The sequence below is a fragment of the Paraburkholderia lacunae genome, from assembly GCF_003353175.1.
Classification (GTDB): domain Bacteria; phylum Pseudomonadota; class Gammaproteobacteria; order Burkholderiales; family Burkholderiaceae; genus Paraburkholderia; species Paraburkholderia lacunae.
On sequence record NZ_QHKS01000004.1, the window covers coordinates 141,986 to 167,514 of the forward strand.

The 25,529-nt window shown below is 62.3% G+C and carries 12 protein-coding genes and 1 pseudogene; 2 read left to right on the forward strand and 11 right to left on the reverse strand.

The window, feature by feature from the left end:
* Positions 1-107 precede the first annotated feature (107 nt).
* Entirely contained in the window at positions 108-992 is an 885-nt protein-coding gene (locus tag DLM46_RS07405; protein WP_115100113.1) for an extracellular solute-binding protein, read from the forward strand.
* A gap of 4 nt (positions 993-996) precedes the next feature.
* Positions 997-2,832 (forward strand): ABC transporter ATP-binding protein/permease, encoded by a 1,836-nt coding sequence (locus tag DLM46_RS07410; protein WP_115100114.1) that lies wholly within the window; start codon positions 997-999, stop codon positions 2,830-2,832.
* Between the two features lie 208 nt (positions 2,833-3,040).
* Here DLM46_RS07410 and DLM46_RS07420 read toward each other — a convergent pair whose 3' ends face one another.
* The 11 genes and pseudogenes from DLM46_RS07420 to DLM46_RS07455 all read right to left on the reverse strand — a co-directional run bounded on the left by DLM46_RS07420 (position 3,041) and on the right by DLM46_RS07455 (position 25,525).
* A complete protein-coding gene (locus DLM46_RS07420) occupies positions 3,041-4,573 on the reverse strand; it encodes a tetratricopeptide repeat protein (RefSeq protein WP_133300304.1) in 1,533 nt (510 codons plus the stop codon).
* 469 nt (positions 4,574-5,042) lie between these two features.
* Entirely contained in the window at positions 5,043-5,315 is a 273-nt protein-coding gene (locus DLM46_RS07425; RefSeq protein ID WP_115100117.1) for a hypothetical protein, read from the reverse strand.
* The gene (locus tag DLM46_RS40070) at positions 5,315-6,517 is read right to left on the reverse strand and encodes a hypothetical protein (protein WP_244305944.1); all 1,203 of its coding nucleotides are present in this window, start codon (positions 6,515-6,517) and stop codon (positions 5,315-5,317) included. The genes DLM46_RS07425 and DLM46_RS40070 overlap by 1 nt, the downstream gene beginning before the upstream one ends.
* Positions 6,514-9,462 carry a hemagglutinin repeat-containing protein gene (locus tag DLM46_RS07430; RefSeq protein WP_244305946.1) on the reverse strand — a complete coding sequence of 983 codons (2,949 nt, stop codon included), beginning with the start codon at positions 9,460-9,462 and terminating at the stop codon, positions 6,514-6,516. The genes DLM46_RS40070 and DLM46_RS07430 overlap by 4 nt, the downstream gene beginning before the upstream one ends.
* A gap of 119 nt (positions 9,463-9,581) precedes the next feature.
* The gene (locus tag DLM46_RS07435) at positions 9,582-9,899 is read right to left on the reverse strand and encodes a hypothetical protein (protein WP_115100118.1); all 318 of its coding nucleotides are present in this window, start codon (positions 9,897-9,899) and stop codon (positions 9,582-9,584) included.
* A gap of 155 nt (positions 9,900-10,054) precedes the next feature.
* Positions 10,055-10,693, reverse strand: coding sequence for a hypothetical protein (locus DLM46_RS07440; protein ID WP_115100119.1), 639 nt, complete (start codon positions 10,691-10,693; stop codon positions 10,055-10,057).
* Positions 10,683-10,904 (reverse strand): HNH/endonuclease VII fold putative polymorphic toxin, encoded by a 222-nt coding sequence (locus DLM46_RS41200; RefSeq protein WP_425273969.1) that lies wholly within the window; start codon positions 10,902-10,904, stop codon positions 10,683-10,685. The genes DLM46_RS07440 and DLM46_RS41200 overlap by 11 nt, the downstream gene beginning before the upstream one ends.
* Before the next feature lie 24 nt (positions 10,905-10,928).
* Positions 10,929-14,248, reverse strand: a pseudogene (locus tag DLM46_RS41205) (hemagglutinin repeat-containing protein); the annotation flags it as partial.
* A gap of 9 nt (positions 14,249-14,257) precedes the next feature.
* Positions 14,258-14,578, reverse strand: a complete 321-nt coding sequence (locus tag DLM46_RS38955; RefSeq protein ID WP_133300305.1) for a hypothetical protein — start codon at positions 14,576-14,578, stop codon at positions 14,258-14,260.
* A 161-nt stretch (positions 14,579-14,739) separates the two neighbouring features.
* Positions 14,740-14,994: a hypothetical protein gene (locus DLM46_RS07450; RefSeq protein ID WP_115100120.1), complete on the reverse strand. Its 255-nt coding sequence runs from the start codon at positions 14,992-14,994 to the stop codon at positions 14,740-14,742.
* 283 nt (positions 14,995-15,277) lie between these two features.
* A complete protein-coding gene (locus DLM46_RS07455) occupies positions 15,278-25,525 on the reverse strand; it encodes a hemagglutinin repeat-containing protein (protein WP_244305951.1) in 10,248 nt (3,415 codons plus the stop codon).
* Positions 25,526-25,529: the final 4 nt, after the last annotated feature.

Genomic DNA, 25,529 nt, shown 5'->3' on the forward strand with positions numbered 1-25,529 from the left:
GTTTGCAATCAGGCCACCCTAAAGCTCAGATGCGCGTCTCGCCCTGCCTGCGCGCAATGCGACGTCGTCGTAATATAGCGCTCTTAATAACGAGTCGGGGTTATCGCATGATCCGCAAGCTGTTCGCATCTATCGTGGCAATCGTGGCTATTGCTGGAGTGGTGATGGCGGCGCCCGTCGTCGCACAAGACAACACAGTCAACGTGCTATACGCCGGTTCGCTCGTCAATCTGATGGAGCGCAGCGTCGGCCCGGCATTCGAGAAAGCCACCGGCCAGCAATTCCGCGGCTATGCAGCGGGCTCGAACAAGATCGCCAACGAGATCAAGGGCAAGCTGCGGCGCGGCGACGTGTTCATCAGCGCGAGCCCGAAGGTGAACGGCAGCCTGATGGGTGAAGCGAACGGCGATCACGTCACGTGGTATGTGAACTTCGCCGAATCGCCGTTGATGATCGGCTATAACCCGCGAAGCAGATTCGCCGCGGATTTCGGGAGCAAGCGCTGGGATCAGGTGTTGCAGGAACCGGGCATCCGCATCGGCCGCACCGATCCGAAGCTCGATCCGAAGGGCGCGTTCACCGTCGAGATGATGACCAGAGCGGCGGAGCTCTACCATCAACCCGACCTCGTCGAGAAGACGCTCGGCGCGGCGGATAATCCCGCGCAGGTCTTGCCCGAGGAAACCCTGGTTGGCCGCCTGCAATCCGGCCAGCTCGACGCCGGTTTCTTCTACTCGACCGAGACCGCCGACCTGAAGATTCCGGCGATCCGCCCAGCGCCCGAATTGCAGGCGAAGGCCAGCTACACGCTGACGATTCTCAGCGACGCGCCGAACCATGCCGGCGCGAGCCGCTTCGTCGACTTTCTGCTGAGCGCGCAGGGTCGCGCGCTGTTGAAGCAACACGGCGTAGACGTCGTCAAACCCACCGTGAGCGGCAACGTGCAAGCGATGCCGCCTTCGGTACAGGCCGTGATCGACGCGGCGCAGTAACGCGGTGACACGTACCGCCGCGCAACCGCTGCTGTGGGTGGCGGCGCTCCTTGCCGTCTACCTGTGCGCGCCGTTTATCGCGAGCGTGCCGCAGCTCGGCGCCGCTGATTGGGCGAATGTCGACTGGCGCGCGACGTGGTCGGCGGTCGGCGTCTCGGCAGCGAGCGCAAGTGCGGCGTCGCTCGCGATTCTGCTAGGCGGCGTGCCGCTCGGCTATTTTCTGGCGCGTTCGAAGTCGCGCAAGGTGGCGCTGCTCGGCTTCATCGTGCAGTTGCCGCTCGCGCTGCCGCCGCTCACGAGCGGCGTGCTGCTGCTGTTTCTGGTCGGACCGTACAGCTGGGTCGGCCGGTTCACAGGCGGCAGGCTGACGGATTCGTTCGCCGGTATCGTGCTCGCGGAAATTTTCGTGGCCGCACCGTTTCTCATCATCGCCGCGAAATCGGCGTTCGCGGCTGTCGACCCGGTACTCGACGACGTCGCCGCGACGCTCGGCCATCATGCCGGCAGCCGCTTCTTCCGGGTCATGCTGCCGGTAGCGTGGCCGGCGATTCGCGCGGGACTCGCGCTCGCCTGGCTGCGTGCGTTCGGCGAATTCGGCGCGACCGTGATGGTTGCCTATCACCCCTATTCGCTGCCGGTGTACACCTATGTGGTATTCGGAGGCCAGGGCTTGCCGGCGATGATGCCCTTGCTTCTGCCGACGCTCGCGATCGCCATCGTCTGCGCGGCGCTATCGATTTACAGCGGCAGATCCGCCGCCGCGATCGAGCAAACCGAAAACGGCGACGACACGTTGGAACCCCGCGCGGATCTCGCCGCGAGCCGTGCCGAGACACCCGATCTGCGCCTTGCCTTTCACTTGCGACGGCAGTTAGGCGCATTCGCGCTCGACATAGCGTGGGCGCCCGCCACCCGGCGCCTTGCGATCATCGGGCCATCCGGCTCCGGCAAATCGCTGGCATTGCGTCTGATTGCCGGACTCGAACCCAACGCGTCGAGCTCCGTGCAACTTGGTGCGACCGATTTGAGCACGCTGCCGCCCGAGCGTCGCCAGATCGGCTACATGCCTCAGGACTACGGCTTGTTTCCGCACATGACGGTGGCGCAGCAGCTGGCGTTTCCCGTCGACGCCGACATGGCCAGCGCGCGTTACTGGCTCGACCATCTGGGCCTCACGCAGCTGGTTGCGCGCTTGCCGCATCAATTGTCGTTCGGCCAGCGGCAGCGGGTGGCGCTCGCGCGGGCGCTGACGCGTCATAGCGAATTGCTGCTCTTCGACGAACCGTTCGCCGCGCTCGATACGCCGCGGCGGCGGCGTTTGCAGCAGTCGCTGCGGCGCTTGCAGCGCGAAATTGCGGCAGTGACCATTATCGTCACGCATGATCCCGATGAGGCTGCGCTGCTGGCGGATGAGGTTCTGGTGGTTGAACAGGGGCACGTGCTGCAGGCGGGTTTTATCGATTCGGTTTTTGAGCGGCCGGCTTCGATGCGAGTCGCCGAATTGCTCGGTTTGCACAATGTGGGCGAAGGCGTGGTGACGGCGCCGGGGCAGGTCGAGATCGGCAATGGTTTGGTGCTCGAGACTGGCGATCGCGGGTTTGCTGCCGGGCAGCGGGTGATGTGGCGGGTCTCCTCTCACGCGGTCGTTATCTCGCCCGATGGGGCTTATTCCGGTGTGGTCGAGGGTGTCGAACTGCGGCGCGGCGAGCGATATGTTCGCGTGGATATCGCCGGGGTGAGGTTCGATATTCCTAGTGAAGATGCCCGCTTGCGCGAGGGGACCGAATGTCGGGTTGGGATTTTTGCTTCTGGCGTTCTGATTTGGGATAGGGGGGTTTAGGTGTTTTGCCTCTGGGGGCAACGCTCTTCAGAGCCTACTTTTCCTACCGTCGTTTCACGGGTGTTGCCGATTTCTCGCGCTGCGCACTACGTCGGGTATCGATCTCTCGACCATCATGGAGCCAGCGCCAGAAATCGGCGAACGGCGCCTGCCCGTGATGAAACGTTGCAGGCGATCCCAGGCGGCAAGGTAGCGATGCTCCGGCACTTCACTGCAATACGCGTTGTCCGTAGATCCATTCGATACTTCCGTACGGAGCAAGCTGGTTAAGGTTGGTGAGGGTCATCTTCGCCCCGGCCGCTTTATCCTTGACGAACTTGAGATACGCCGCGGTGTAGAACAGTACCTCGCCCCGCGCCTCCTGCCGGTCGACACCGGACATGCGAGCAAGAATGCCCGCCACTTCCAGGACAGTCTCTTCTCCTCGCCACATCCGCAACAGCGCACCGTAATGACCGCTGTCATGCTCCGCGTAATACGCGGCATCATGTTCGAGCGACGCATTGGCCAGCGACGGATTCTGTGTCCTCGCCATGATGTACCGGTAGATCAACCCTCGGTATGCAAGGAAGCTCGGCCCTTCGAGCGGCGACTGCGCATCCGCGAGCGTACCGACCGCGTCCTGCCACTGCTGCAGTTGCATATGTGCGAACGTTGCAGTGACGAAGCCCTCCGTATAGGTGCCGAGCATTGCGGCCCGCTGCACGGGAGGCTGGCTCGCGGCCTGCTTGCGAATGCTCTCGATTTCCGGCGCGAGCAGCGTCAGCGCGGCTTGTGGATCGTTCAGACTGAAAAGAATGCCCGCCTTCGTCGCGATCAGCGCCCTGCGCTCCGACACGCCGGCCATCGCCAATGCACGGTCGACCGTCGCGAGCGCCTCTTTCGATTGACCGAGAGAATCCAGCGCAGCGGCCTCCTTCTTTATCGCCGACACCTTGTCCGCATTGGACGTCGCGGCCGCCTCTTCCTGCTGCGCTTCGCTGAGATCCTTCTCGTGATCGGCTTTCAGGTAGTTCTTCGCGTCGTTGTCAACAGCCGCATAGTCATTCACCTTCGGACACGCAACAGCGTGACCCGCGGGAACCGGATGGTCCGAGTCCGTGACATCCATCAAGCTTTGCGAGCAGCTCGACTTACCTTGAAATGCGAAGTTGACGTGGTATTTGTGTCCCGGCTCAGGTGTGAACGCCGCGACAAGCGGCCCGCATGAATCGTAACGGCGATCCGGCACCTCGGAACCAAAAACACCCTTCACCTGAATCGGCACGCCGGGCTGCACATGTTGCTCGCGCACGGTCTCGGTACGCAGCAATCCCTTGTTGCCCAACTCCGTCAGGTGGGCAATCCAAGGAAGCAGGACCTCCCTGCCGCTGTGGAAAACCCGACCGACAGGCTTAAAGTCGCTGCTGCTGCAAATGCGTGGCGACTGACTCATCGAGTACGCGACGATCATCGGCATCCCGCTGGATGTGAACGTCAGCGTTGCCGCGTTCGGATCAGCGACATTTTCCGCTTCGGGCTTTTCCACACGAGCCCGCTCCTGCTGCGCGGACGTATTGTCCGTCGGCATACGCTTGTGGGCGCAGCCGGCTAAGGCAAATATTGATGTTACGGCGGTCGCGACGGTCAGTGCGGTTAGTGTTCTTTTTGACATTTCGCTTTGTTGATTTATGTTAGTTTTTGCGATCGATCCTTGTCGTTCGCTCTGGTGTAACTGCCGGTTGAGCCGATAGATAGTCATCGACACAGCTTAATGGTGTCTCCACCGTATTTCATTGAGAAACCGTAGACTCCTCTCGATTGACCGCGAGAACTATCTACATCCGAGACGAGGCCAATTGTGGCAAGCACGCCCGCCTCGCAGTGAACCGATTACGGTTCAGCGAAACCCGACGGCCCGTCCGCGCCGTTCATGCCCTGAGTGCAGATCGCCGATGTATGGCTCAGACAGGCCAGCTTCTCGTCCGGCCAACGCATGCGCATCGCTCTCGATTGCCGCAACGCCTCCCTCACCACCTCGCCTGATTTCGGATAGGACCACACAAACAACAAACCCGGATCAATGGCTGGGTTTGCTGCTTTAAGGTCCGCCTTCGCTTCGAAGTTCCAAACCTCTGAGGAGCGTCTCAAACTGCATGAGCCTTTCCGTTAGCGTATAAAAACATGTTCGAAGAAGGGAAGCTTTGGCTAGAAATCACCTCGCTTTAAGGTCAGTCTCCTGCGAGCGGCCAACCTTCAAGCAGAAGTTCAAACTGTGCCAGTCGGTGCGATATGCTCCTGAACGCTTGAATCTCAGATTCCATTTCCCATCTCGCTAATCCAAGATCGCGAGGCTGACCGATTCGGCCGGCACGAGCATCTTTAATCGCTTCGAGCAATGGTTGATACTGCGCCAGCCAGTCCACATCCTTGCTCTTGCCGAGATTCGCCCGAATCTCGGCTTCCAGCAATTCCGCATATTTCTTCAATTTAATCGCGTCCATTAGCGGAGCCCCTTAATCTCACCAATCTTGTTTGCGTTTGGATCTGTCCACTGGCTGCGGTTAGGTACCAATATCTGCTGTGCACCACCCGGTGCCGTATATGCCCCCTGTTGCACAGGCGCAACCTGACTCGCAAACGCCGTGGGTGTCGTTCTCGGTTGGGGACTCATTGCGTATACATCGAACCCGAGTTGCGAACCCCGAACGGCCTGCTCCGCAGGTAATCCAAGTTTGGCCGCAATCTGATCTGCCGGCAGCTTAGAGAGCGAATCATATTCTGCTCGCGTCATGAAGTATGGAGAGTAGCCGCTTACTGAGTCGCCTCCGAATGTGCCCTTCGGCACGACCTTAATCAACTCCGTATCAGAGTTAACGGCAAACGTCGTCGGCAGTGTCGAACCCGAATTAATTAAGTTTCTGGCATATCGTGTTGCATCGTCCTGCGCAAGGCCCATCGACACGTACGCGTCTACAACCGCTTGCGCTTGCGGTGTCTGCATCACAGCAACCGTCGGCTGTAAACCCTGCGTACCGAACTTCTCGGTTGTGTAGGTCGATCTGGCCGCATCATTAAACGCCGCCGCCTGCTTGCCCGCCTGATTTTCCAATGCCGCGCCCGTTGCAGTTCCGCTCACGCTCAATGCAGCATACGCTATGGCCGCCGCTTGCGGGCTCAATCCCAAGCTTTGCAATGCCTGTTCTCCATAAGTCGATGCAGGATTGCCGTTGACGAACTGAGTGAAGCCCGCCTTTGAGTAGTCCAGGCTCGTGCCAGCCACCGCTACCCCAGCTGCGCACGCGACCACGCTCGCACAACCCGCACCAATCGCCGCCGCCGCAGCCGCCGCGCCCGTCACGCCTTGCACCGCCCCCGCCGCGCGAGTTGTCAAATGGTTACGATCATTCAAATCGACCAACCAATCGGCCGCGCCGTAGCCGTCGAACGCTCCCGCCCTCGTCAGCAGCCCCTGCTCATACGTGTAGTTCTGGCCTTCATTCTGCAAAGCTTGGAGCGCGGATTTTGCGGGGTCATTGTTTGATACACCATCTGCACAATGCACGAGCGCACATTCCGCGGCGGCCAGCTTATGCTGTTCCTCTGGGCTTTGGCCCTTCTGCAGTTGCTTCAGCTTCTCCTCTTCGCTCTTATGCAGTTGCCGGTTGTACAGGTCCGCCCCCAGCGCCCCATTGGCGCCGCTCATTGCCCCTGCGGAGCCGCCCAGTGCGCCCCCCGCCACCGCCCCCGCCAGCCCCGACGCCACATTCGACAGCAGCTTCCCGCCAGCCGTATCGCCCAGCGCGTCGCCGACCGCGTTCCCTGCGAGATCTCCCGCCACCGTCCCGCCCACCGCGCCAGCAACACTGCCTCCACCGAGCGCCGCGCCAAGCCCAGCCCAGCCACGACCGCGTGCGCGCCGATCCGCGCCGCCCCGTCGTTACCCCACAGCGCGGCCTCCCGGTTCGCCGCGTCCAGATTCGCCTGGGCCTGTGCTTCATCCTGCGGATCATTCGCTGCATCCCGGGCAGCCCTCGCCTTGTCGGCGTTCCGGTTCGCCTGGTCCTCCAGCTTCGTCGCGATGTCCCCGACCACCTGCATCCCGACCTGCACCGTCCCCTGCTGCACGGCCATGTCGTCCTGCACCTTCTGCGCATCGAACCCGTTCGTCACCGCGCCGGCGTTCGCGCCCGTCACGTCACGACTCAGCCCCGCCGTACTGTCATGCCCGGTACCCGCATCGCCGCGCACCGTGATCGTCGCCGGACTCACCGCCGCATACGTCGTCCCCGAGGCACTGTTGCTCACGCCCGCCACCCCAAGGCCCGACGGCCCGAACTGGTTCTGGTACGGGCTATCCTTCGACGGACTGAAGCTCACCCCGTTGGGCGAACTCTCACCCGCCGAGCCGCTCAGGCTCGCGCCCAGCGTCGAACCCGAGGAGTCGGCCGTGTTCTGCAGATTGGTATAGCCGAACGTCTGCGTCGACAGCGTGTTTTTATCCTGCGTCGCCGTACTCGCGATCACGCCGCCGTCCAGTTGCGTGTGATTGCCCACCTGGATGTTGAATCCACCGTCGCCCGCGCGGATTCCGCTTTGCACGTTCACCGACTGGAAGCGGTTGCTGATGCTCTCGTCGCTGGCACTTGCGCTGCCGCTCACCGTCGAGCCATAGCAGATCGGCGGCACGCAGATGCTCACGTTGAAGCCGCCGCTCACCTGCTGGCTGTCGTAGCTGTTCGTGTCCTGCACGCTCTGGATGTTCAGGTCTCGGCCCACGTTCGCATCGACCGTGTTACCGGACACCTCCGCGCCGCGCAGGTTCGTGTCCCGACCGCTGGTGATCGACAGGCTGTTCGCGGCGGTAATCTGCGTGTCGCGGTTGGTAACACTGTCGCCATTCGCATGGCCCTTCGCAGCGCTCGCGGCCAGCTCGATCGTGAAGCCGTTCTGCTGTCCGCCAAGCCCGAAACCTACACCGATGCTCCCGCTGCTGCTGTTGCTGCTCGTCTGCTGCGCCAGGTCCTGCGCGCTTTGCAGGTTGATGTCGCGTGCGGCGTTGAGCACCACGTCGTTGCCGGAAATCAGCGTGCCCCGGGAATTGATGTCGCCGTCGGTAGCAACGCCGCTCGCGTCTTTCGCGCCGCTGCCGGTCGCCACCAGCGTCACGGTGCCGCCTGCGCCCAGCGTGCTGCCGCCGTTGACCGTCGCACTCTGCTGCGACTCGCTGTGGCTGCTGCCGCCACCCACGCTGACGGTCACCTTGACCAGCGCCTGACTGCTCCCCTCGGGACTGGCAAGCTGCCCGGCCGTCTTGACCACGTCGTAGACGGCCAGCGCCGCCTTGGCGCTGTCGAGCGCCGCCAGCCGCGGATCGCTCGCGCGGTGCGAGCCCGCCGCCTGGTTGATCGCCGCCGCGGCGTTGCCTGCCGCGCCGCCCAGCGCCAGCGTCACACCGTACTGGCTCGCGCTCTGGCTCATGCTGCTCTGCTGCGCGTCCGTCCCCGGATCGAGATTCAGGTTCTTCCCGATCAGCGTCAGGTCCTTGCCCGCGGACAGGTCCGCACCCTGTACGGTGATGTCCTGTTTCGCATCCAGCGTCACGCTGCCTTTGCCGCTCACGATCTGACTGCGGATCGTGCTCTGCGTCTGTCCGGCCGTGTCCTGCACCGAATGGCTGTTCGCCACGCCGACGGTGAAGCCCGTGCCGCTGCCGTTGCTGCCCAGGCTGCCGAACTGGTGGCCGCTGGACTCCTGGTGGCTCGTATTCGTATCCGTGCCGGCCAGCACATTGATCGCGCCGGCGCTCGCCACCAGATCGACGCCCTGCGTCCCGCTGATGCCCGAACCGATCACATCGATGTCGCCCGTGTGGCTCTTCACGATCACGCTGTTGCCGGTCACGACTGTCGCCGTCTGCTGCGTCGAGGACGAGTTGCCGTCCTGACTGCTCCTGCCCGCGTTATACGGCGACGAACTCACACCACCCGTGTTCGGGCCGCCCTGAATCCAGCGCGACAGGTCGCCCAGGCTCGGGCTCGCCAACTGGAAGTTCGAACTCGAACTGCTCGACTGCGTGCTCTGCTGCATCTGGTCGGTCGAGGCCTGGAAAGTCACATTGCGATTCGCGTCGAAGCTCGCCGTGCCTTTCGCGCTGATCGTCGAACCGGTCACGCTGATGTCGCCGTCGAGCGGATTGCCGCTCGCATCCTTCTGCGCGCCACCGGTTGCCGTCAGCGAAACGTTGCCACCACCGCGCACCGTGCTGCCCGCGTTGGACAGGCTCGACTGGGTGGTCGTGCTGGAACTGCTGCTGTGCCCGTACGAGAGCGACACCGAAGGCGTATCCAGCGTACTCGCGGTGATCTCATTCGCGATGCCGGTGCCCCGCTGGTAAGCATTGCCCGACGACCCTGCCGCCTTGAGGTTGCGCACGGTGTCGAGCGGGGTGCCGGTCACGGCCATCGTCACGCCGCTCGAACGCATCGATTGCGCATCGCGCGATTGCGCCGTGTCCTGACCCGGATCGATCGTGATGTTCTGCGCCTTGATGCCGATGTTGCCGGTCTTGCCCGTCACATCGTTCGCCGCCTGGTTCGCGATGACGTCGCTGCCGCCGATGTGAACGTCCTTGCCGGCCGTGATCGCCACGTTGTCCTGTACGGCGCTGACCGTGCTGCGCGCCTGGCTTTGCGTGACGGAGCTCGCATGTTTTGATACTTCTGCTCGCTCGCGCCAACGCTGAAGCCGATGCCGCCGCTTCCCGACAATCATCTACCGCGCAACGCGGCAAAGGCCAAAGTCAAATCTTCCGATGACTCCACTGACATGGTCGGATCTTCATAACCCTCCATGCTCTCGCTAAGCCATTGTTTTGTTGGACGCTTCGCGTGGAATTTAACGACCACGCTAAATTCGTCAACGCTAACAATGAAGATCAATATCAAGGTTGGTGTCAATGCGCGCCAAGCGGAAAAAACGCGCAGAACAAATTGGATGGCAAGGCTCAAAAGGGCCTTGTCATCGCAGTCCTCGATATGGGCTGAGTTAACGAAGCATTCGTCCCGTGCAATCTTGAAAATGTTCACATCGTCCTTGATCCACTAATCCTTGGCCCACGCGGATCTTGTTTGAATCATGTATCGCGCGAGGTTCAACGTTGAAATTGCCCTTCGTCCCTCACCGCTTTCACTATTCAACGTTGCACTAGTAGACGCACACTCCTGGTCACGCACTTGCTACGCTACATAACGATGCGCTCCAGCGTGGCTGGACTTCCAATCCCAATGAGTCCCACCTGGGGGTCATCAAAAAACCCGAATCGCTGAAACGCGATACCCCCAATAGCAGCAATTGCAGCAATCAACTGGGAGTCGTTGTTCCACTTTCCAGACCATCCGGCCGAAAGAGGAAATTCCCAAGGATTGCCTTTGGGTTTGGCCACAATGTACGTGCAGGCTCCTGGTGTCATTGTCAGGGGCACTGTCGAAAATACGGAAACGTCAAGGCGTACGGCGCCGAAGAATTTAAGTTTTCCACCCTCCTCGATCATCGATTCAAATCGGTCCGATATCGCCTCGAAATCGATTCCTCGCATTTTGAGTGAATTGAACCGTTTCCTATAGCGCACGATTCTTGTATCCGCTTGCCAGACCGAGTCTCCTGTAAGCAGCCAGATGTCATAGTTACCGAGACGGTCCATTACTTGCCTAAGCGCGAAATTCAACACAAGTAAAAACGCGTCATGGTGCCCCTGCCGCTCCGCAGACCACTCAGCAGCGCCAAGCTGAATATCAGCAGGAAACGCACTGCGTTCAAGTCGGACGATGTCATTCTCGAGGAACACATCTGCGCTCGATAATAGCTTGATGTCAGTAGTCATAGTGATTTCCTGCAGGGTCGTTGAAGTGAGGACCTCGATTTTGCGAGTTTCCTTCACCAAAGAAGTGACCGCCAGCGTCGTCACGAATAGTGATCGTTTCTGTGCCGCCACCAGGTTTAGGGACAGTGAATTCGTACTGATAGCCTGGCTGAGGATCACCTCGCTTGTCTGTGTTCGGATAGACGGCACTTGGCTGCTGGCTGGTCGGAATACCTGCCGCCTGTTTGGCCGCGTTAAATGCTCCACCGCGTCCCGCACCAGGCGGGGTTAAATTAGGCGGAGGCGCTCCTGCCGAATCGGATGTAAGTATATGATCGACGAGGTCCTTGACCTGATCCGGAATGATAGCCGTAATCCAGTCATTCACCGTCTTGGCGTCCGGCATCGGGTAGATCAATGAGCCCGGCTTGATCGTCGGATCGAGTTCCGTCGCCGGATCAGCAATGATGCCATCGCCCTTGCTGGCCGTCTCGCCCTTGTACCCCGGCAACTTGAGGAGTCCCGCCAGCCAGGGCGGCGGCGGCGACGATGATGAATTTGACAGCGAAACCTGATTATTCTCGACCTCAATCTTGCCAGCACCAGTCGCCGTCGCGGCATTCAGGCCTGACGTTGCCGCAATACCCGCGATCAGGCTCGTCACCAGATTGTCGCGCGCTTCGCGTTCCGATGACGACAGATTGCCTGCTGGCGCCAGCAGGCTCCCGATCACCGAACTGGTTGCCGCACCCATTGCGCCCGCACCGCAGCTCTGGCTGCTGGCTGCCGCGCCTGCACAGCCGACAATCGCATGGAGCGCAGCGCGTGCCCCTTCGCTTCCGAGGCTGTCGGCAATCTGCTTCACTTGGTTTGTGGCAAGTTCCTGCAGATACGCCACCGTCGCACTCTGCACGAACTGGCCCATTCCTCCCGTCACATTGCCACCAGCAGCAACTGTGAGAGCCGTCAGCACCTGACGATACGATCCGCTTGGCCCCCATTCCGCCGAAAGCTGATCGGCCTGCTGTTGTGCCGCCGCGCGCTGGTCTGTCGTCAGGTTTGGATCATTGGCAGCTTTCTTCGCCGCATCCGCTTCCTTCGCACGATTGCTGACGAACGTGCCAACCTGATTGACGAACTGGCTGGTGATATCGAACCCGGCCTGGATTTTGTCCTTATCAAAGATCGGTGCGATCGTATTGGTCGTGCCCGTCGTATCGCGGCTGATGCCCGCGACGGCTTCCGCCGCCGTCTGTCCGGACAGTTGCTGCTGTTTCACGCCATCGGTAATGGTGATGGACCCGCCGCTGATTGCGCTGTGCGTAGTCGAGCCGGCATCACCGGACGCGCCCAGCACCACCGGCGGCGCTGCCGAGAGGCCACCGGCGCTGGGCAATGCACTCCCTGGCACCGGATTGGTATTGTTCGCCACACCTTTCTGGTCCTTGCCGATCGTGCCGCCATAGCCGCCGGAAACCCCAACCGACGACGCGTCGTAGGCCGCATGGTTTTCGATATCGCTATGCGTGAGCGTCGCGGTCGTCAGGCTGTTCACGCCGTCCTGCACCGCCTTGTCGCTGCTCGCGATCACCGCGCCCTTGAGGTCCGTGTTGCCCTGCACGTTGATCTGGAAACCGCCGTCACCCGCCTTGATGCCCGACTGTTCGCCCACGCTCGCGTAGTCGCTGTGCATCTTCTGCTGGTTGAAGTTCGCCGACACACTGGACGTTCCGTAGCAGATCGGCGGCACGCATACGCTGATCGACACGCCGCCGCTGGTCTGCTTCGAGTCGTAATGGCTGACGTCCTGCAAGCTCTCGATGTTGAGATCGCCGCCGACGTTCGCAATGACCTGTTGGCCGTCCGCCACCGCCCCCTTGAGATTTGTATCGCCTCCCGATTGCAGCGTGAGCGTATTGCCCGCATTGACGTGTGTATTGGTCCAGGTGGTGTCACTGCCGTTACCGTTACCCTTGGTGCCCGACACTCCCAACTGGAACGAAATGCCGTTCTGTGACCCGACGCCAAACGTCACGCCGATACTCGCGCTCGATCCGCTGTTCGTACTCGTCTGGCTATCGGAATTCCGTGCCGCCTGAAGGTTGATGTTGCCCTCGGCGTTCAACGTGGCGTTGTTACCGGCAGAGATGTCGCTGCCGATGACGTTGATGTTGCTGTCCGTTCCTGCACCGGCAGCGGCGATGGTCAGGTTGCGCCCCGCGGAGACCGTGCTGCCAGCCCGGTGGTGGCTGCAGCGAGCGCCTCAAGCCGCGCGTCGCCCTTGGTCTTTTTCGCATCCTGCCGCATCTGGTTCGCGGTCTGCACTGCCGCAAGGACCGGATTGCTGATGCCGCCCGTGATCGCTGTCTGGCTGAACGATTGCTGCTCGCTTTGCGTCGAGGTGTTCTGCGCCGCATCGATCGTCACCGTCCTGCCAGCAAGCCCGAGGTCGTTCGCGGCGTGCAGTATGCTGTCCGTCACGTGCAGGTCGTCGCCGGCGCTAACGGTGAGATTACCGTTCACCGAACCGACCATGCTGCGGTTGTTCGTCACCTGGGAAGTCTGCTGTGCGTCGGTCGTCTTGCGCGCGCCGAAGCTGTAGCCTTGCAGCCCACCGTCAAGCTGGTTCAGGACAGTCATTCCCGACAGGAAGCCATATTCACTCTTCCTGTAGTCGGTCTGCGTTGCCTGCGTATCCTGCGAGCTCGTGATGTTGACGTCGTGCGCCGCCTTCAGGGTAACGTCGTTCGTGCCGACGATGTTGCTGCCCGTGACGTTGATGTCCTTCCCGCTAACGATGTTCACGCCATCGGCGGAAATCGTGCTGCCCTGACTCAGCGTCATCGTCTGATCGATGCTGCTTGCGATTTTAGAACCGCTCACGACTTCGCCGTGGCTGTGCGTTTCGTGCGAGTTCAGCTCATGCGTTTCGCTCGCCGCGCCGATATTCACATTGCCCTTGGCCAGCAGATTCGCGTTCCCCTTGTCGAGGCTGATCGTGCTGCCGCTGACCGTGATGTCCTTGCCCGACACGATATTCACCGTGTCGCCGCCTTTGAGCGTCGTACCGGTCAGCGCCTGGTCCGATGTGTGCAGCGTTTCCGCATAGCTGCGGCTGGTGTCGCTGCCCGAGCTGTTGCTGTTCACGGTCGACGTCGCGCTCGCCGTGCCGAGCGACACGTTGCCCTTCGCCGCGATCGTGCCGCCCTGGCCGAGATCGATCTGCGCGCCCAGCGCCGTCAGATCTCCGCTGATGGCGACATTCGACTGCCCACCGACCTTCACCGAACTGCCGACCGCCTGATTGATATTCGTATCCGACACGCCGTTAGCACGCTCGACGACCTTATGCTCGCCGGTCTGCTGCACCCCGAGATTCCAGTTGCCCCCGATGCTCATGTCCAGCGCACCGCCGACATTCAGCGCCGCCGCGTCCTGCTCGAAGTTGCCGCCCGTCACCATCGCTGCGTTACCCGCCACGTTGATGCTGGCCACGGGGCCAAGCGTCGTCGTGACCCGTGTCGCACCGGTGTCGCTAACCTGGGTGAGCGTCTTTGCCGTCGTGTTCAGAACTAGTGCGATAGATCACTCGCTCCTAACGCCGGCCAATCTTTTGTTATCATTGCGCTTCCCCATTGCTGGCCACCATGGATTCGAGATTAATATCCATCGAATCTCACCCCTTCCTTTCTCGGATTTCAGAAGATCAATTGGCTTCCTTCGCTTCAATGCCGGCACCTTATAATCCAGCCATGTAACGGACTCCTCCTTCAGACATCCCCAAATAACAATTGCAAGATCTGAATCAGGAACAAGACGAGAAAGCTCTCTCGTTACATCGCTGTCAATCCATTCCTTTTTCATGAACTCTACAACCCCATCCCATCCTTTTGGAAAATTTTCCATATTACTTTCCACCCAAGGACTTGAATGAAATCAAATTAACACCACCACGCGCCTGCGCGGAGGGCGCAAGAATAGCTTGCCACACGCGATCTCTCGCCCACGCACTGATAGCTTCCGCTTTGCACGTTCAGCGACTGGAAGCGGTTGCTGATGCTCTGGTCTTATAGGTTGACCAGGGTTTGGCCTTGCGCCTTTAAAATCGCATCGAGCTTCGCTTCAAGGCGAAGGTTTGTGCACCCGACGAGATAAGCAAGACAGTAGAAATTCACAATCGGAATGATACAAAGGATGGTCCAGCGGATGACCGGGCGCCCCTTGTCCTTCGCAAGATAGTGACCAGCAAAGGCGATCCCAACGCACGCGAGTAGCAGCGGAATTAAAGAAATGAACGCATTGGATTCTGCTACCGGTTGCATTGTCAGTGTCTCCTTGGTTGCAGCGAATCCGTCGTATTAACTATCTTGGGCCCGCTCGGCCGGCTTTCCCTTCAGACTGGCGCAGCCACCGACTGTAAAGATCAACACCCAAGGCACTCGCCAGTGCCACTGATTGTGAAAGCAGCTGACTAATTTCGAATCTACCAGTGGAAGACGTTTTTCAACACCACGTAGGCAATGAATCCCATTCCTACCGCAAAGCAGATCCACCAAATAGTTTTCTGCGCACGTGTCCTGGGAGATGATGCTGGAAATGCCATGTTTACCACCCAATGCCCGTCTTGCCTTGATCAATGGAATAGCCGCCACCAACCGCGACCGGATTTTTCGTCTTTCCCAGTGTCTCGCCAGCGCCAAACCCAACCACAGTAGCAGTTCCATTTCCGGGAGAATACGCGACGCCCGCACCAACACCTGCATACGCTCCCGTCGATTGACCTGAATAACCAGAGGCAAAGTTATTGGTTTGTCCTGGGGCAACATTAGCACTATTCAGCCATCCAAACTGCACACTAGCTGCTGCACTCACCGGGTTCGGTAGATTCATGTTGAGTCCACCTCCAACGAACGCATTGCCGTCACGGGTGAACGTGCCCCACACACTCCCAACATAGTAATCCAACTGGAAATTCACAAAGTCCGGCGCTCTCACCCGCCCCGGATTCGAACCGGTTGTCGTGGCCTGGTAGGTCAAGCCATTTGCCGCGCTGGTCCCGTTCGTGTTTTTGACGATATATGCCTGAAGATCCGGATCGCCACTCGGCAGACTTTGTGCCCATACCTGCTGCCCGGCCTGATTGACGCCGTAAGGCTGCCAGTCCGTTCCATCCTGTGGCTGGGCACCGACAACAACGCGAACACTACCGTATTCGGTTTGCCCGCCCTCCGTCAAGTTCATCTGGGCCATCTGGTTTTCGATCTGCGCCTGCGTGTATTTACCACCACTCGCATCAGCCAGTTCTTCCGCCGCCGATACTTCGTCTGGGTGCAACTTCCGGTTGTAAAGGTCCGCCGCCAGCGTGCCGTTCGCGCCACTCATCGCGCCCGCCGAACCGCCCAACGCTCCGCCGGCCGCAGCGCCTGCCAGGCCAGCCGCCACGTTCGAAAGCAAGGCTCCGCCCGGCGTGTCGCGTAGCGCATTGCTGACCTGGTTGCTCGCAATATCGCCCGCGACGGTGCCTCCCACCGCACCCGCCACACTGCCGCCACCCATTGCCGCGCCCAGTCCCGCCACCACCGCATGCGAAGCGATACGCGCTGCTCCATCATCGGCCCACAGCGCGGACTGCTGACTGGCCGCGGTGTAGTCGGCCTGCGCCTGCGCCATACCGGCTTCGTCGCCGGTGGCCATCGCGTTTTTATAATCCTGAGCGGCCTGCTTCATCGCATTGTCCGCACCCTGCCGCAACTTCGTGCCAATGTCGCCCACGACCTGCATGCCGACCTGACCCGCCGCCTGCTGGATCGCCATGTCTGTCTGCATCTTCTGCGCATCGAAGGTGTCCTGCACAAAGCCGTTCGCGCTCGCCGTATCCCGGCTCAGACCGGCCGTACTGTCGTGCCCCGTTCCCGCGTCGCTCCGAACCGTGATCGTGCCCGGACTCACCGCTGCATAGGTTGTTCCAGAGGCGCTGTCACCCGTGCCGGCCACCCCGAAGCCTGTCGGGCCCATGCCCGGCACACTCAGCGACCCTTGCGTACCCTGGCCAGACGCAGTACTCGCGCTCAGACTGATCGTCGAACCCGAATACTCAGCCGTGTTCTGCAGATTGGTATAGCCGAACGTCTGCGTCGACAGCGAGTTTTTGTCCGGCGTCGCCGTGCTGGCGATTACTCCGCCGTCCAGCTCGGTGTGGTTTCCGACGTTGATGTTGTAACCGCCGCTGCCCGCCTGGATACCGCTTTGCCGGTTCACCGACTGGAAACGGTCCTTGATGGTCTGATCACTGGCGTTCGCGCTGCCGCTGACGGTCTGCCCGTAGCAGAACGGCGGCACGCAGATGCTCGCCTGGAAGCCCGCGCTCGTCTGCTGGCTGTTGTAGGTGTTCGTGTCCTGCTGGCTCGCAATGTTCAGGTCGCGCCCGACATTCGCGTCAACCGTATTGCCAGACACTTCGGCGCCGCGCAGATTCGTGTCTCGTCCGCTCGTAATCGACACGGTGTTGCCCGCGCTGATCTGCGTATCGCGGTTCGTCACGCTATTGCCGTTGGCGTTGCCCTTCGCGGCGCTTGCCGCCAGTTCGAGCGTGAAGCCGTTCTGCGTCCCGCCGAGCCCGAACCCCACCCCGATGCTCGCATTGGTGCTGCTGTTGCTGCTGTTCTGCTTCGTCGTGTCATGTGCACTTTGCAGGTTGACGTCGCGCGCCGCGTTCAGCGTCACGTCCTGCGCGGTGATCTGCGTGCCGCGCGCATTTATGTCGCCATCGGTTGCAACCCCGTTCGCGTCTTTCGCGCCGCTGCCGGTCGCCACCAGCGTCACGGTGCCGCCGGCGGTCAGCTTGCTGCCATCCGTCGTCGTCGAACCGCTCTGTGCTTCGCTGTGGCTGCTGCCGCCACCGACACTGACGGTTACCTTGACGAGAGCAGGTGCCTGGCCGCTGGCTGCCGCTGCCGGCGCGCTATACACCGCCAGCGCAGCCTGAGCCTTGTCCAGCGCAGCGAGCCGTGGATCGTTTGCGTGGCTCGCCTGCGTCATGCTCCGGTTAACGGCGGCCACCGTGTCGCCTGCCACACCGCCCAGCGCCAGCGTCACACCGTACTGGCTCGCGCTCTGGCTCATGCTGCTCTGCTGCGCGTCCGTCCCCGGATCGAGATTCAGGTTCTTCCCGATCAGCGTCAGGTCCTTGCCCGCGGACAGGTCCGCACCCTGTACGGTAATGTCCTGTTTCGCATCCAGCGTCACGCTGCCTTTGCCGCTCACGATCTGGCTGCGGATCGTGCTCTGCGTCTGTCCAGCCGTGTCCTGCACCGAATGGCTGTTCGCCACGCCCACGGTGAAACCCATGCCGCTGCCGTTGCTGCCCAGGCTGCCGAACTGGTGGCCGCTGGACTCCTGGTGGCTCGTGTTCGTATTCGTGCCGGCCAGCACATTGATCGCGCCGGCGCTTGCCACCAGATCGACGCCCTGCGTCCCACTGATGCCCGAACCGGTCACATCGATGTCGCCCGTGTGACTCTTCACGATCACGCTGTTGCCGGACACGACTGTCGCCGTCTGCTGCGTCGAGGACAAGTTGCCGTCCTGACTGCTCCTGCCCGCGTTATACGGCGACGAACTCACACCGCCTGTGTTCGGGCCACCCTGAATCCAGCGCGACAGGTCGCCCAGGCTCGGGCTCGCCAACTGGAAGTTCGAACTCGAACTGCTCGACTGCGAGCTCTGCCGCATCTGGTCGGTCGAGGCCTGGAACGTGACGTTGCGATTCGCGTCGAAGCTCGCCGTGCCTTTCGCGCTGATCGTCGAACCGGTCACGCTGATGTCGCCGTCGAGCGGCTGGCCATTCGCGTCGGTCAGCGCGCCACCGGTTGCCGTCAGCGAAACGTTTCCACCACCGCGCACCGTGCTGCCCGCATTGGACAGGCTCGACTGGGTGGTCGTGCTGGAACTGCTGCTGTGCCCGTACGAGAGCGACACCGAAGGCGTATCGAGCGTACTCGCGGTGATCTCATTCGCGATGCCGGTGCCCCGCTGGTAAGCATTGCCCGACGACCCTGCCGCCTTGAGGTTGCGCACGGTATCGAGCGGGGTGCCGGTCACGGCCATCGTCACGCCGCTCGAACGCATCGATTGCGCATCGCGCGATTGCGCCGTGTCCTGCCCCGGATCGATCGTGATGTTCTGCGCCTTGATGCCGATGTTGCCGGTCTTGCCCGCCACGTCGTCCGCTGCCTGGTTCGCGATGACGTCGCTGCCGCCAATATGGACGTCCTTGCCCGCCGTGATCGTCACGTTGCCCTGTACGGCCCCGACCGTGCTGCGCGACTGGCTCTGCGTGACGGAACTGGCATCGTACTGATCCTTCTGCTCGCTCGAACCGACGCTGAAGCCGATACCGCCGCTTCCCGACAGTCCCGAGTGCTTGACGTCGTGAAATTCGGAATCCTGCCAGGTATCGGTCGCAGCAAGGATATTCACGCTGCCCTTCGCAGCGAGCGCAACAGCATTCGTTCCGACGATGCTGCTGCCGGTCACGTTGATGTCCTTGCCACTGGAGATCGACACGCTGTCTGCCGAAATGGTGCTGCCATCGGCCTGGGTCGTCGTCTGATCGACGCGATTGACCGCACTCGTGTGGCTCGCGACGCCGCTATGGCTGTGCGTCTCGTGGGAGTTGTCGACATGCGTTTCCGTTGCCGCACCGACATTGACGCTCCCTGACGCCATCAGCAGCGCGTTGCCCTTGTCGAGCGCGACCGTGCTACCCGTGATGTTGAGGTCCTTGCCCGACACGATCGCGAGACTGTCGCCGCTCCTGAGCGTCGTGCCCGTCACCGTGTCGTCGGACGTATGCAGCGTCTCCGCGTAGCTGCCGTGATGGTCACTGCCGGAACTGTTGCTGTCCACCCTCGACGTCGCGGTCGCGGCCTGCAGCGTCACGTTGCCGCCGGCCGCGACGGTTCCGCCGCGGCCCAGGCTGATGTTCGCACCGGTCGCCGTCAGGTCCCCGCCCACGGCGATCAGGGACACGCCGCCGACCTTCACGCTGCTGCCCACGTCGCTCACGATGTGCGTATCGGATATGCCGTTCGCGCGAGCCACCACCTTCGTCTCGCCGGTCTGCTGTACGCCAAGCGTCCAGTTGCCGCCGATGCTCATGCCCAACGCGCCGCCGACATTCAGCGCTGCCGCGTCCTGCTCGAAATTCCCGCCCGTCACGATCGCCGCATTGCCCGCCACGTTGATGCTGGCCACGGGACCGAGCGTCGTCGTAATGCGCGTCGCGCCACTGTCGCTGACCTGGTTGAGCCTCTTCACCGCCGTATCCAGCACCAGGTTCCCACCCGCCTGCAGCGCCAGGCTACCCGCGTTAAGGGTCGCAGACGTCAGATTCACGTCGCCCGCCGTCACAAGCGACATCTGCCCGCCGCTTTGCAGCGTGCCGAACGAGCTGTCGATGCTCTGCCCGCTGATCGCGAAGCTGTTCACCGCCTTGATCGTGCCGCTATTGGTGACTGTCTGCGCATTCTGCAGATCGATGTTCGTCGCCGCGATAACCGGACCGTTACCCATGTTCTCCTGGCTCGCCTTCGCCAGATAGACCACCGGCACGAGCACGGATTGCCCGGCGACGACCTGCGTCTGCATGATGACGACGTTGCTCGTCAGTTGCGCCACCTGCTCAGGCGACAAGCCCGTGCCGGGCGCCAGATCGAGCGACTTCGCGAGTTGGGCGCCCGACGTCATCAGTGCCTTGAACTCGTCCTGCGTGCCCGCATAATTTGTCAGCACCGACTTCCCGGTCAGCGACAGGATCTGGTCCTGCACGAGCTTCTGCTCATAAAACCCGTCGCCCAGCCGCCTCTGGATCTGGCCGGGGTTCATGCCCGTTTGCTGGAAGTAGTAATCACTCGAGAGCCACTGCTGCTGGCTCGTGAAGGCCGGGTTCGTCTCGATCAGGTACGGTGCGTTCGGCGCGGTATTCGCGCTGAAGAGCCCGCCTTTGGGCACCGTGATGTTGTTGAGCACATTGACCGCTGCTGCCGCGGCGATGATCGGATTGTTAAAGTTCGCGAGGCCGCTGTTGGCGATGTGGCCGCCGTGGATCGCCACCGGGGTCGGACGCACGCCACCGCCCGTTCCGACCAACCCGCTCACCACACCCGCGCCAATTGCCCTCACGCCGTACGTGCCAATCGTTCCGCTCACGGAACCGGCGCCGGCGCCGGACACCGTCTGTCCCGGCAGGAGCCCGAGGGGCGTGACGCCCGCGTTGCCCGCCGTGTTGTTGATCGTCACGCCCGTGCCGCTCAACGCACCGCCCGCCGTGAACGAGGATTCGTACGCTGGCAGCGCATACGTGCGGACGTCGGCCGGCGCCGCCTGCGTGTAGCCGCCCGGATGGGACGTCACAAACCCGGCATTGCCGAACGGGAGCTGCCAGTTGTATTCGCTGTTGTCGTAGTTGTCGTAGTGATATTGGCCCGAGTAGGTCACCTGCACCTGGGGCGCGCTCTGGCCTTGCCAGCTGTTCTGGTCGAGTGTGGTGGGCGCCGCAATGTTTCCCGTAGCGGCCACCTGGCTCCAGTAATTCTGGAGCGTCCCGACCGACGCCGTGTTCAGGTTGCCGCCGGCGATGATCTGCGATTCCGGGCTGATGGACGTGACCGTATTGGCGATTGCAACGCCCGTATAGGTCGTGTACTGGTAAGTGCTGTTCCACTGGCCGCCGTGCGGCGGATCGGTCGGCACGCCACCGATCAGCGTCGGGGCGCCTCTCGAACCCAGGACCTGCGGATTGCCCGGCCCACACGCGGCCATGTACGTGGCGTCACACCCGGACAGGCTGATGCCGAGGCTTTGCAGCAGGGCCGGGTCGACCGTCGACGTGAAGCCGCCCGTGGTCAACATGCGCCGGGTGTTCGTCACCTGATTGGCGTGAATCTCCATGTCGCCGCCCGACTGGATCAGCGCGGACTGGTTCCGGACCAGATTCGCGTTGATGTAATTGCCGCTCCCATCCTTGCCGCCGGCCAGCACGACCTTGCCGAGACCGTAGATTGCGGTCATCGCCTGCGTGTCGGCCGCGGTCGTGTCGTCGCGGTTCTCGATGTCCGGCGCAAGCAGCTCGAGCGTGCCGGCGCTGTCCGTCGCACCGATCAGCGCGGTGGTGCCCAGATTCGACAGGGTTTGCGTCGCATTCAGCGACACGCTGCCGCCCACGATCGCGCCCGTATTGGTCAGCGTGTTCGAGTGCGTGGTCAGCAGGCCACCAGCCCCCAGCACCCCCGAGTTCTCGATGTCGCTCGCATTGATGTTGAGTCCGTTCACGGCCGACAAGGCGCCGCTGTTGCTGAACGTGCCGGGCAGCGTGAAGGTCAGATTGTGGCCTGCACTGAAGCGATAGTTCGGCGAGGTGGTGAAGTTCCCCTGCAGGTTCAACGAAAGATCGTTGACCGCACTGTATGTGCCGCCGCCTGCCAGCGTATTGGCGGTGACCGACAGATTCCGGGATGCATTGATCTGGCCGCTCGTGGCGGTCAGCATACCCGTCGCAATCCCGACGTCGCCCGTCGTATTGGCAACATTGCCGATTTCCCCGCCGGTGTTGTCCAGATTGCCAGTGTTGATCTGCAGGTTCGCGCCGCTCAGCTGCCCGCCCTGCGTGTTGGAGACCGACGTCGCGTTCAGCGTCACGTTGCCGTTGCCGCTGATCGAGCCCATGCCGGACGCGCCGCCCGCATTGCTGTTGGTGATCTGGCTGCCGCCGTTGATGGTCGTCGCGCCATTCCCGAGGTTGGTGATGGCCCCGCCCGAGTTGTCGATCGAAGATGCGTTCACACTCAGCGTACTGCCACTCACTGCGCCGCCCGCGCCGATCACGCCTCCAGCATTGAGCAGCTGACCACCGCTGCTAGCGCTCAACCCTGTGCCCGACGACAGCCGTCCATTCGTGTTGTTCAGCGTCCCCTGAACGGTCGCGGTCATGACGCCCTGCGAAGCCAGCTTGCCCCCGGTATTGTCGAGACTGCCGACCGACACCGATGCCTGTCCATTAGTCACGATCTTGCCGCCGACGTTCGTCAGCGACCCGGTGCCATTGCCCGGATTGATCGTGAGCGTGCCGGTGCCGGCGTGCGTGATCGTGCCGCTGTTGTTGTTCACGGACGCGGAAGCAAGCGTCAGGTCCGTGCTATTGGTCTGGATCACACCGCCGTTCGAGTTGTCGAGCGTGCCGCTCACGCCGAGATCCATCGTGCTGGTCCCGAGCTGCGTGATCGATCCACCTTCGTTCGTCAGGTTCGTCACGGTGACACCAAGCTGGTTCGTGGTGATCCGGCCATTGCTGTTGTCGAGCTGCGAAATCGACATCGATACCGCGTTGCCGCTCACGACGCCGCTCGCGTTTTTGAATGATGCGGCGTTTGCCGTGATCGCCTGCGCGCTCAAGGTTCCGTTGCCGTTGTCGAGCATTCCGCTGACGGTGGTGTTGAGATTCTGTCCGGCCGTGATGCTGCCGCCGTTCGTCAGCGACGCGGCCTGCACCGTGTTATTGCCGGACGCAGCGATCGTGCCGCTGGTGTTCGTGATGCCCGCACCGCTTGTGACGCTCAGGTTCCCGTTGGATTCGAGTTGTCCCCTGGTGTTGTTCAGGGCGCCGGCGACAGTCGCGCTCAGCCCGGACTGCCCCCCGATGCTCCCGCCCGTGTCATCCAGGCTGCCCGCATTCAGCGCGACCTGTCCGTTGCTGATAATCGAGCCACCGACGTTGGTGACCGCGCCCGTGCCATTGGCTGCATCGATCGACAGCGTGCCGGTCCCGGCATGCGTAATGGTTCCGCCGTTGTTATCCAATGTCGCCGGGGCAAGCGTCAGATCAGTGCTTTTTGTCTGGATCACGCCGCCGTTGGAGTTGTCGAGCGCGCCGCTCACGCCGAGCCCCATTGCGCCAGTCCCGAGCTGCGTGATCGAGCCATGCCCGTTCGTCAGGTTCGTCGCGGCGAGATTGAGCTGGTTCGTCGTGATCTTCCCGCCGCTGTTGTCGAGCTGCGGGGCGGTGACCGACACGGTATTGGCGCTGATCGTGCCGTTCGCGTTCTTCAGCGATGCGGCACTCGCCGTGACCGTCTGTGCGCTCAGCGTCCCGCCGCTGTTGTCCAGCGTGCCGGTGACAGTGGTGTTGAGATTCTGACCCGCTGTCACGCTGCCGCTGTTCGTCAGCGAAGCGGACTGCACGGACCCGTTATTCGCTGCAGCGATCGTCCCATTGGCGTTCGTAATGGCCGCGCCGCTCGTGACGCTCAGGTCCGCGTTCGATTCAAGCTGTCCGTTCGTATTGTTCAATGCGCCAGCAACCGTCGCATTCAGTCCGGTCTGTGCGGAGATCGTGCCGCCCGTGTCGTCCATGCTGCCGGCCGACAGGTTCGCCAGACCGTTCGTCACGATCTTGCCACCGACGTTCGTCAACGCCCCCGTGCCTTGGCCCGCATTGACCGTCAGCGTGCCGGTGCCGGCATGGGTGATCGTGCCGCCATTGTTGTTCAAGGTCGACGGTGCAAGCGTCAGGTCCGTGCTGTTGGTCTGAATCACGCCGCCGCTCGAATTGTCGAGCGTGCCGCTGACATTCACGCCCATCGCCCCCGCGCCGAGCTGGGTGAGTGCGCCGTTCTGGTTCGTCAGGTTCGTGGCGCTTACGTTGAGCTGGTTCGCCGTGATCTTCCCGCCGCTGTTGTCGAACTGCGGCGCGTTGAGCGACACAGTACTGGCGCTGATCGTCCCATTCGCGTTCCTGAGCGACGCCGCATTCGCCTGGAGCGTCGCGCCGCTCATCGATCCGCCGCTGTCGTCGAGGGTTCCCGAAGTCGTCACGCCCAGGTTCTGCGCGGCCGTGACTGTGCCGCTGTTGGTGAGCGTTGCCGCGTTGATCGTCGCATTGCCGTTGCCGCCGATCACGCCGCCCGTCGTACCCTGCGCCGTGGTGCCCGCCGCGTTCGTGATCTGGCCGCTCGCCATCAACGTGAGGCCATCGCCGTTGCCCGACACGATTCGCCCGGCCGTGTTCTGCACGTTCGCGCCCGACACGTTCACCGCGCCGGCCGCTTCGAGCCGGCCCGCCGTATTGTCGATGTCGCCGCTCGACGCCACGTTGAGCGCCTGCGCCGACGTGATCGAACCGGAACCGTTGTGCAGGCTGCTGGCGGCAATCGTCGCTACGCCGTTCGTGCCGATACTGCCGTGACCGTTGTCGAGCGCACCGGTCTGGACCTTCAGCGCGCCCGCCCCCGCCTGGCTGATCGTCCCGCTCGCATTGGTCAGGCTGCCCGAGTGGATCGTGGTGTTTTGCGCGTTCGTCGTGACCGTGCCGCCGGTATTGTCGAAGGCGCCCGAGGCGGTCAGCATCGTGTCGCCCGCGCCGGTTTGCGACAGCGTACCGCCGCGATTCGAAATGCCGCCGGCCGTCACGCTCAGTTGCGCGGCGCCCATCTTCCCCTGATCGTTCGTGACGGTCCCTGCGGCATTGGCCGTCAGGCTGCCGCCCGCTTGCAGCGACGCGCCGGTATGGACGATGTTGCCGGTGCCGCCGCCGGCGGCGGTCGCCGTCAGGGACGCATTGCCCTTCGCCAGAGTTTGCCCGCCGGCCATGTTCAAACTGCTACCCGACAGCGCGAGATTGCCGCCCGCCATCTGCTGCCCCGTGGCGGTGACGCCATCCGTGCCCGTCACCGCGAGGCTGCCGGCTCCCGTGACGTTGCCGTTCGCATCGATTCCCGCACCGAGTGAGCCGGTCGAATTGACGCTCGCGCCCGTGACGACCGTGTTGCCGAGCGCAGCGATCGTGCCGCTGTTGGTCACCTGC

What these genes read in the sequence shown, in the direction of transcription:
- DLM46_RS07405 (WP_115100113.1), top strand. Translation starts at nt 108, where the DNA reads ATGATCCGCAAGCTGTTCGCATCTATCGTGGCAATCGTGGCTATTGCT.
- DLM46_RS07420 (WP_133300304.1), bottom strand. Translation starts at nt 4,573, where the DNA reads ATGACTATCTATCGGCTCAACCGGCAGTTACACCAGAGCGAACGACAA.
- DLM46_RS07425 (WP_115100117.1), bottom strand. Translation starts at nt 5,315, where the DNA reads ATGGACGCGATTAAATTGAAGAAATATGCGGAATTGCTGGAAGCCGAG.
- DLM46_RS40070 (WP_244305944.1), bottom strand. Translation starts at nt 6,517, where the DNA reads ATGAGCGGCGCCAATGGGGCGCTGGGGGCGGACCTGTACAACCGGCAA.
- DLM46_RS07440 (WP_115100119.1), bottom strand. Translation starts at nt 10,693, where the DNA reads ATGACTACTGACATCAAGCTATTATCGAGCGCAGATGTGTTCCTCGAG.
- DLM46_RS38955 (WP_133300305.1), bottom strand. Translation starts at nt 14,578, where the DNA reads ATGGAAAATTTTCCAAAAGGATGGGATGGGGTTGTAGAGTTCATGAAA.
- DLM46_RS07450 (WP_115100120.1), bottom strand. Translation starts at nt 14,994, where the DNA reads ATGCAACCGGTAGCAGAATCCAATGCGTTCATTTCTTTAATTCCGCTG.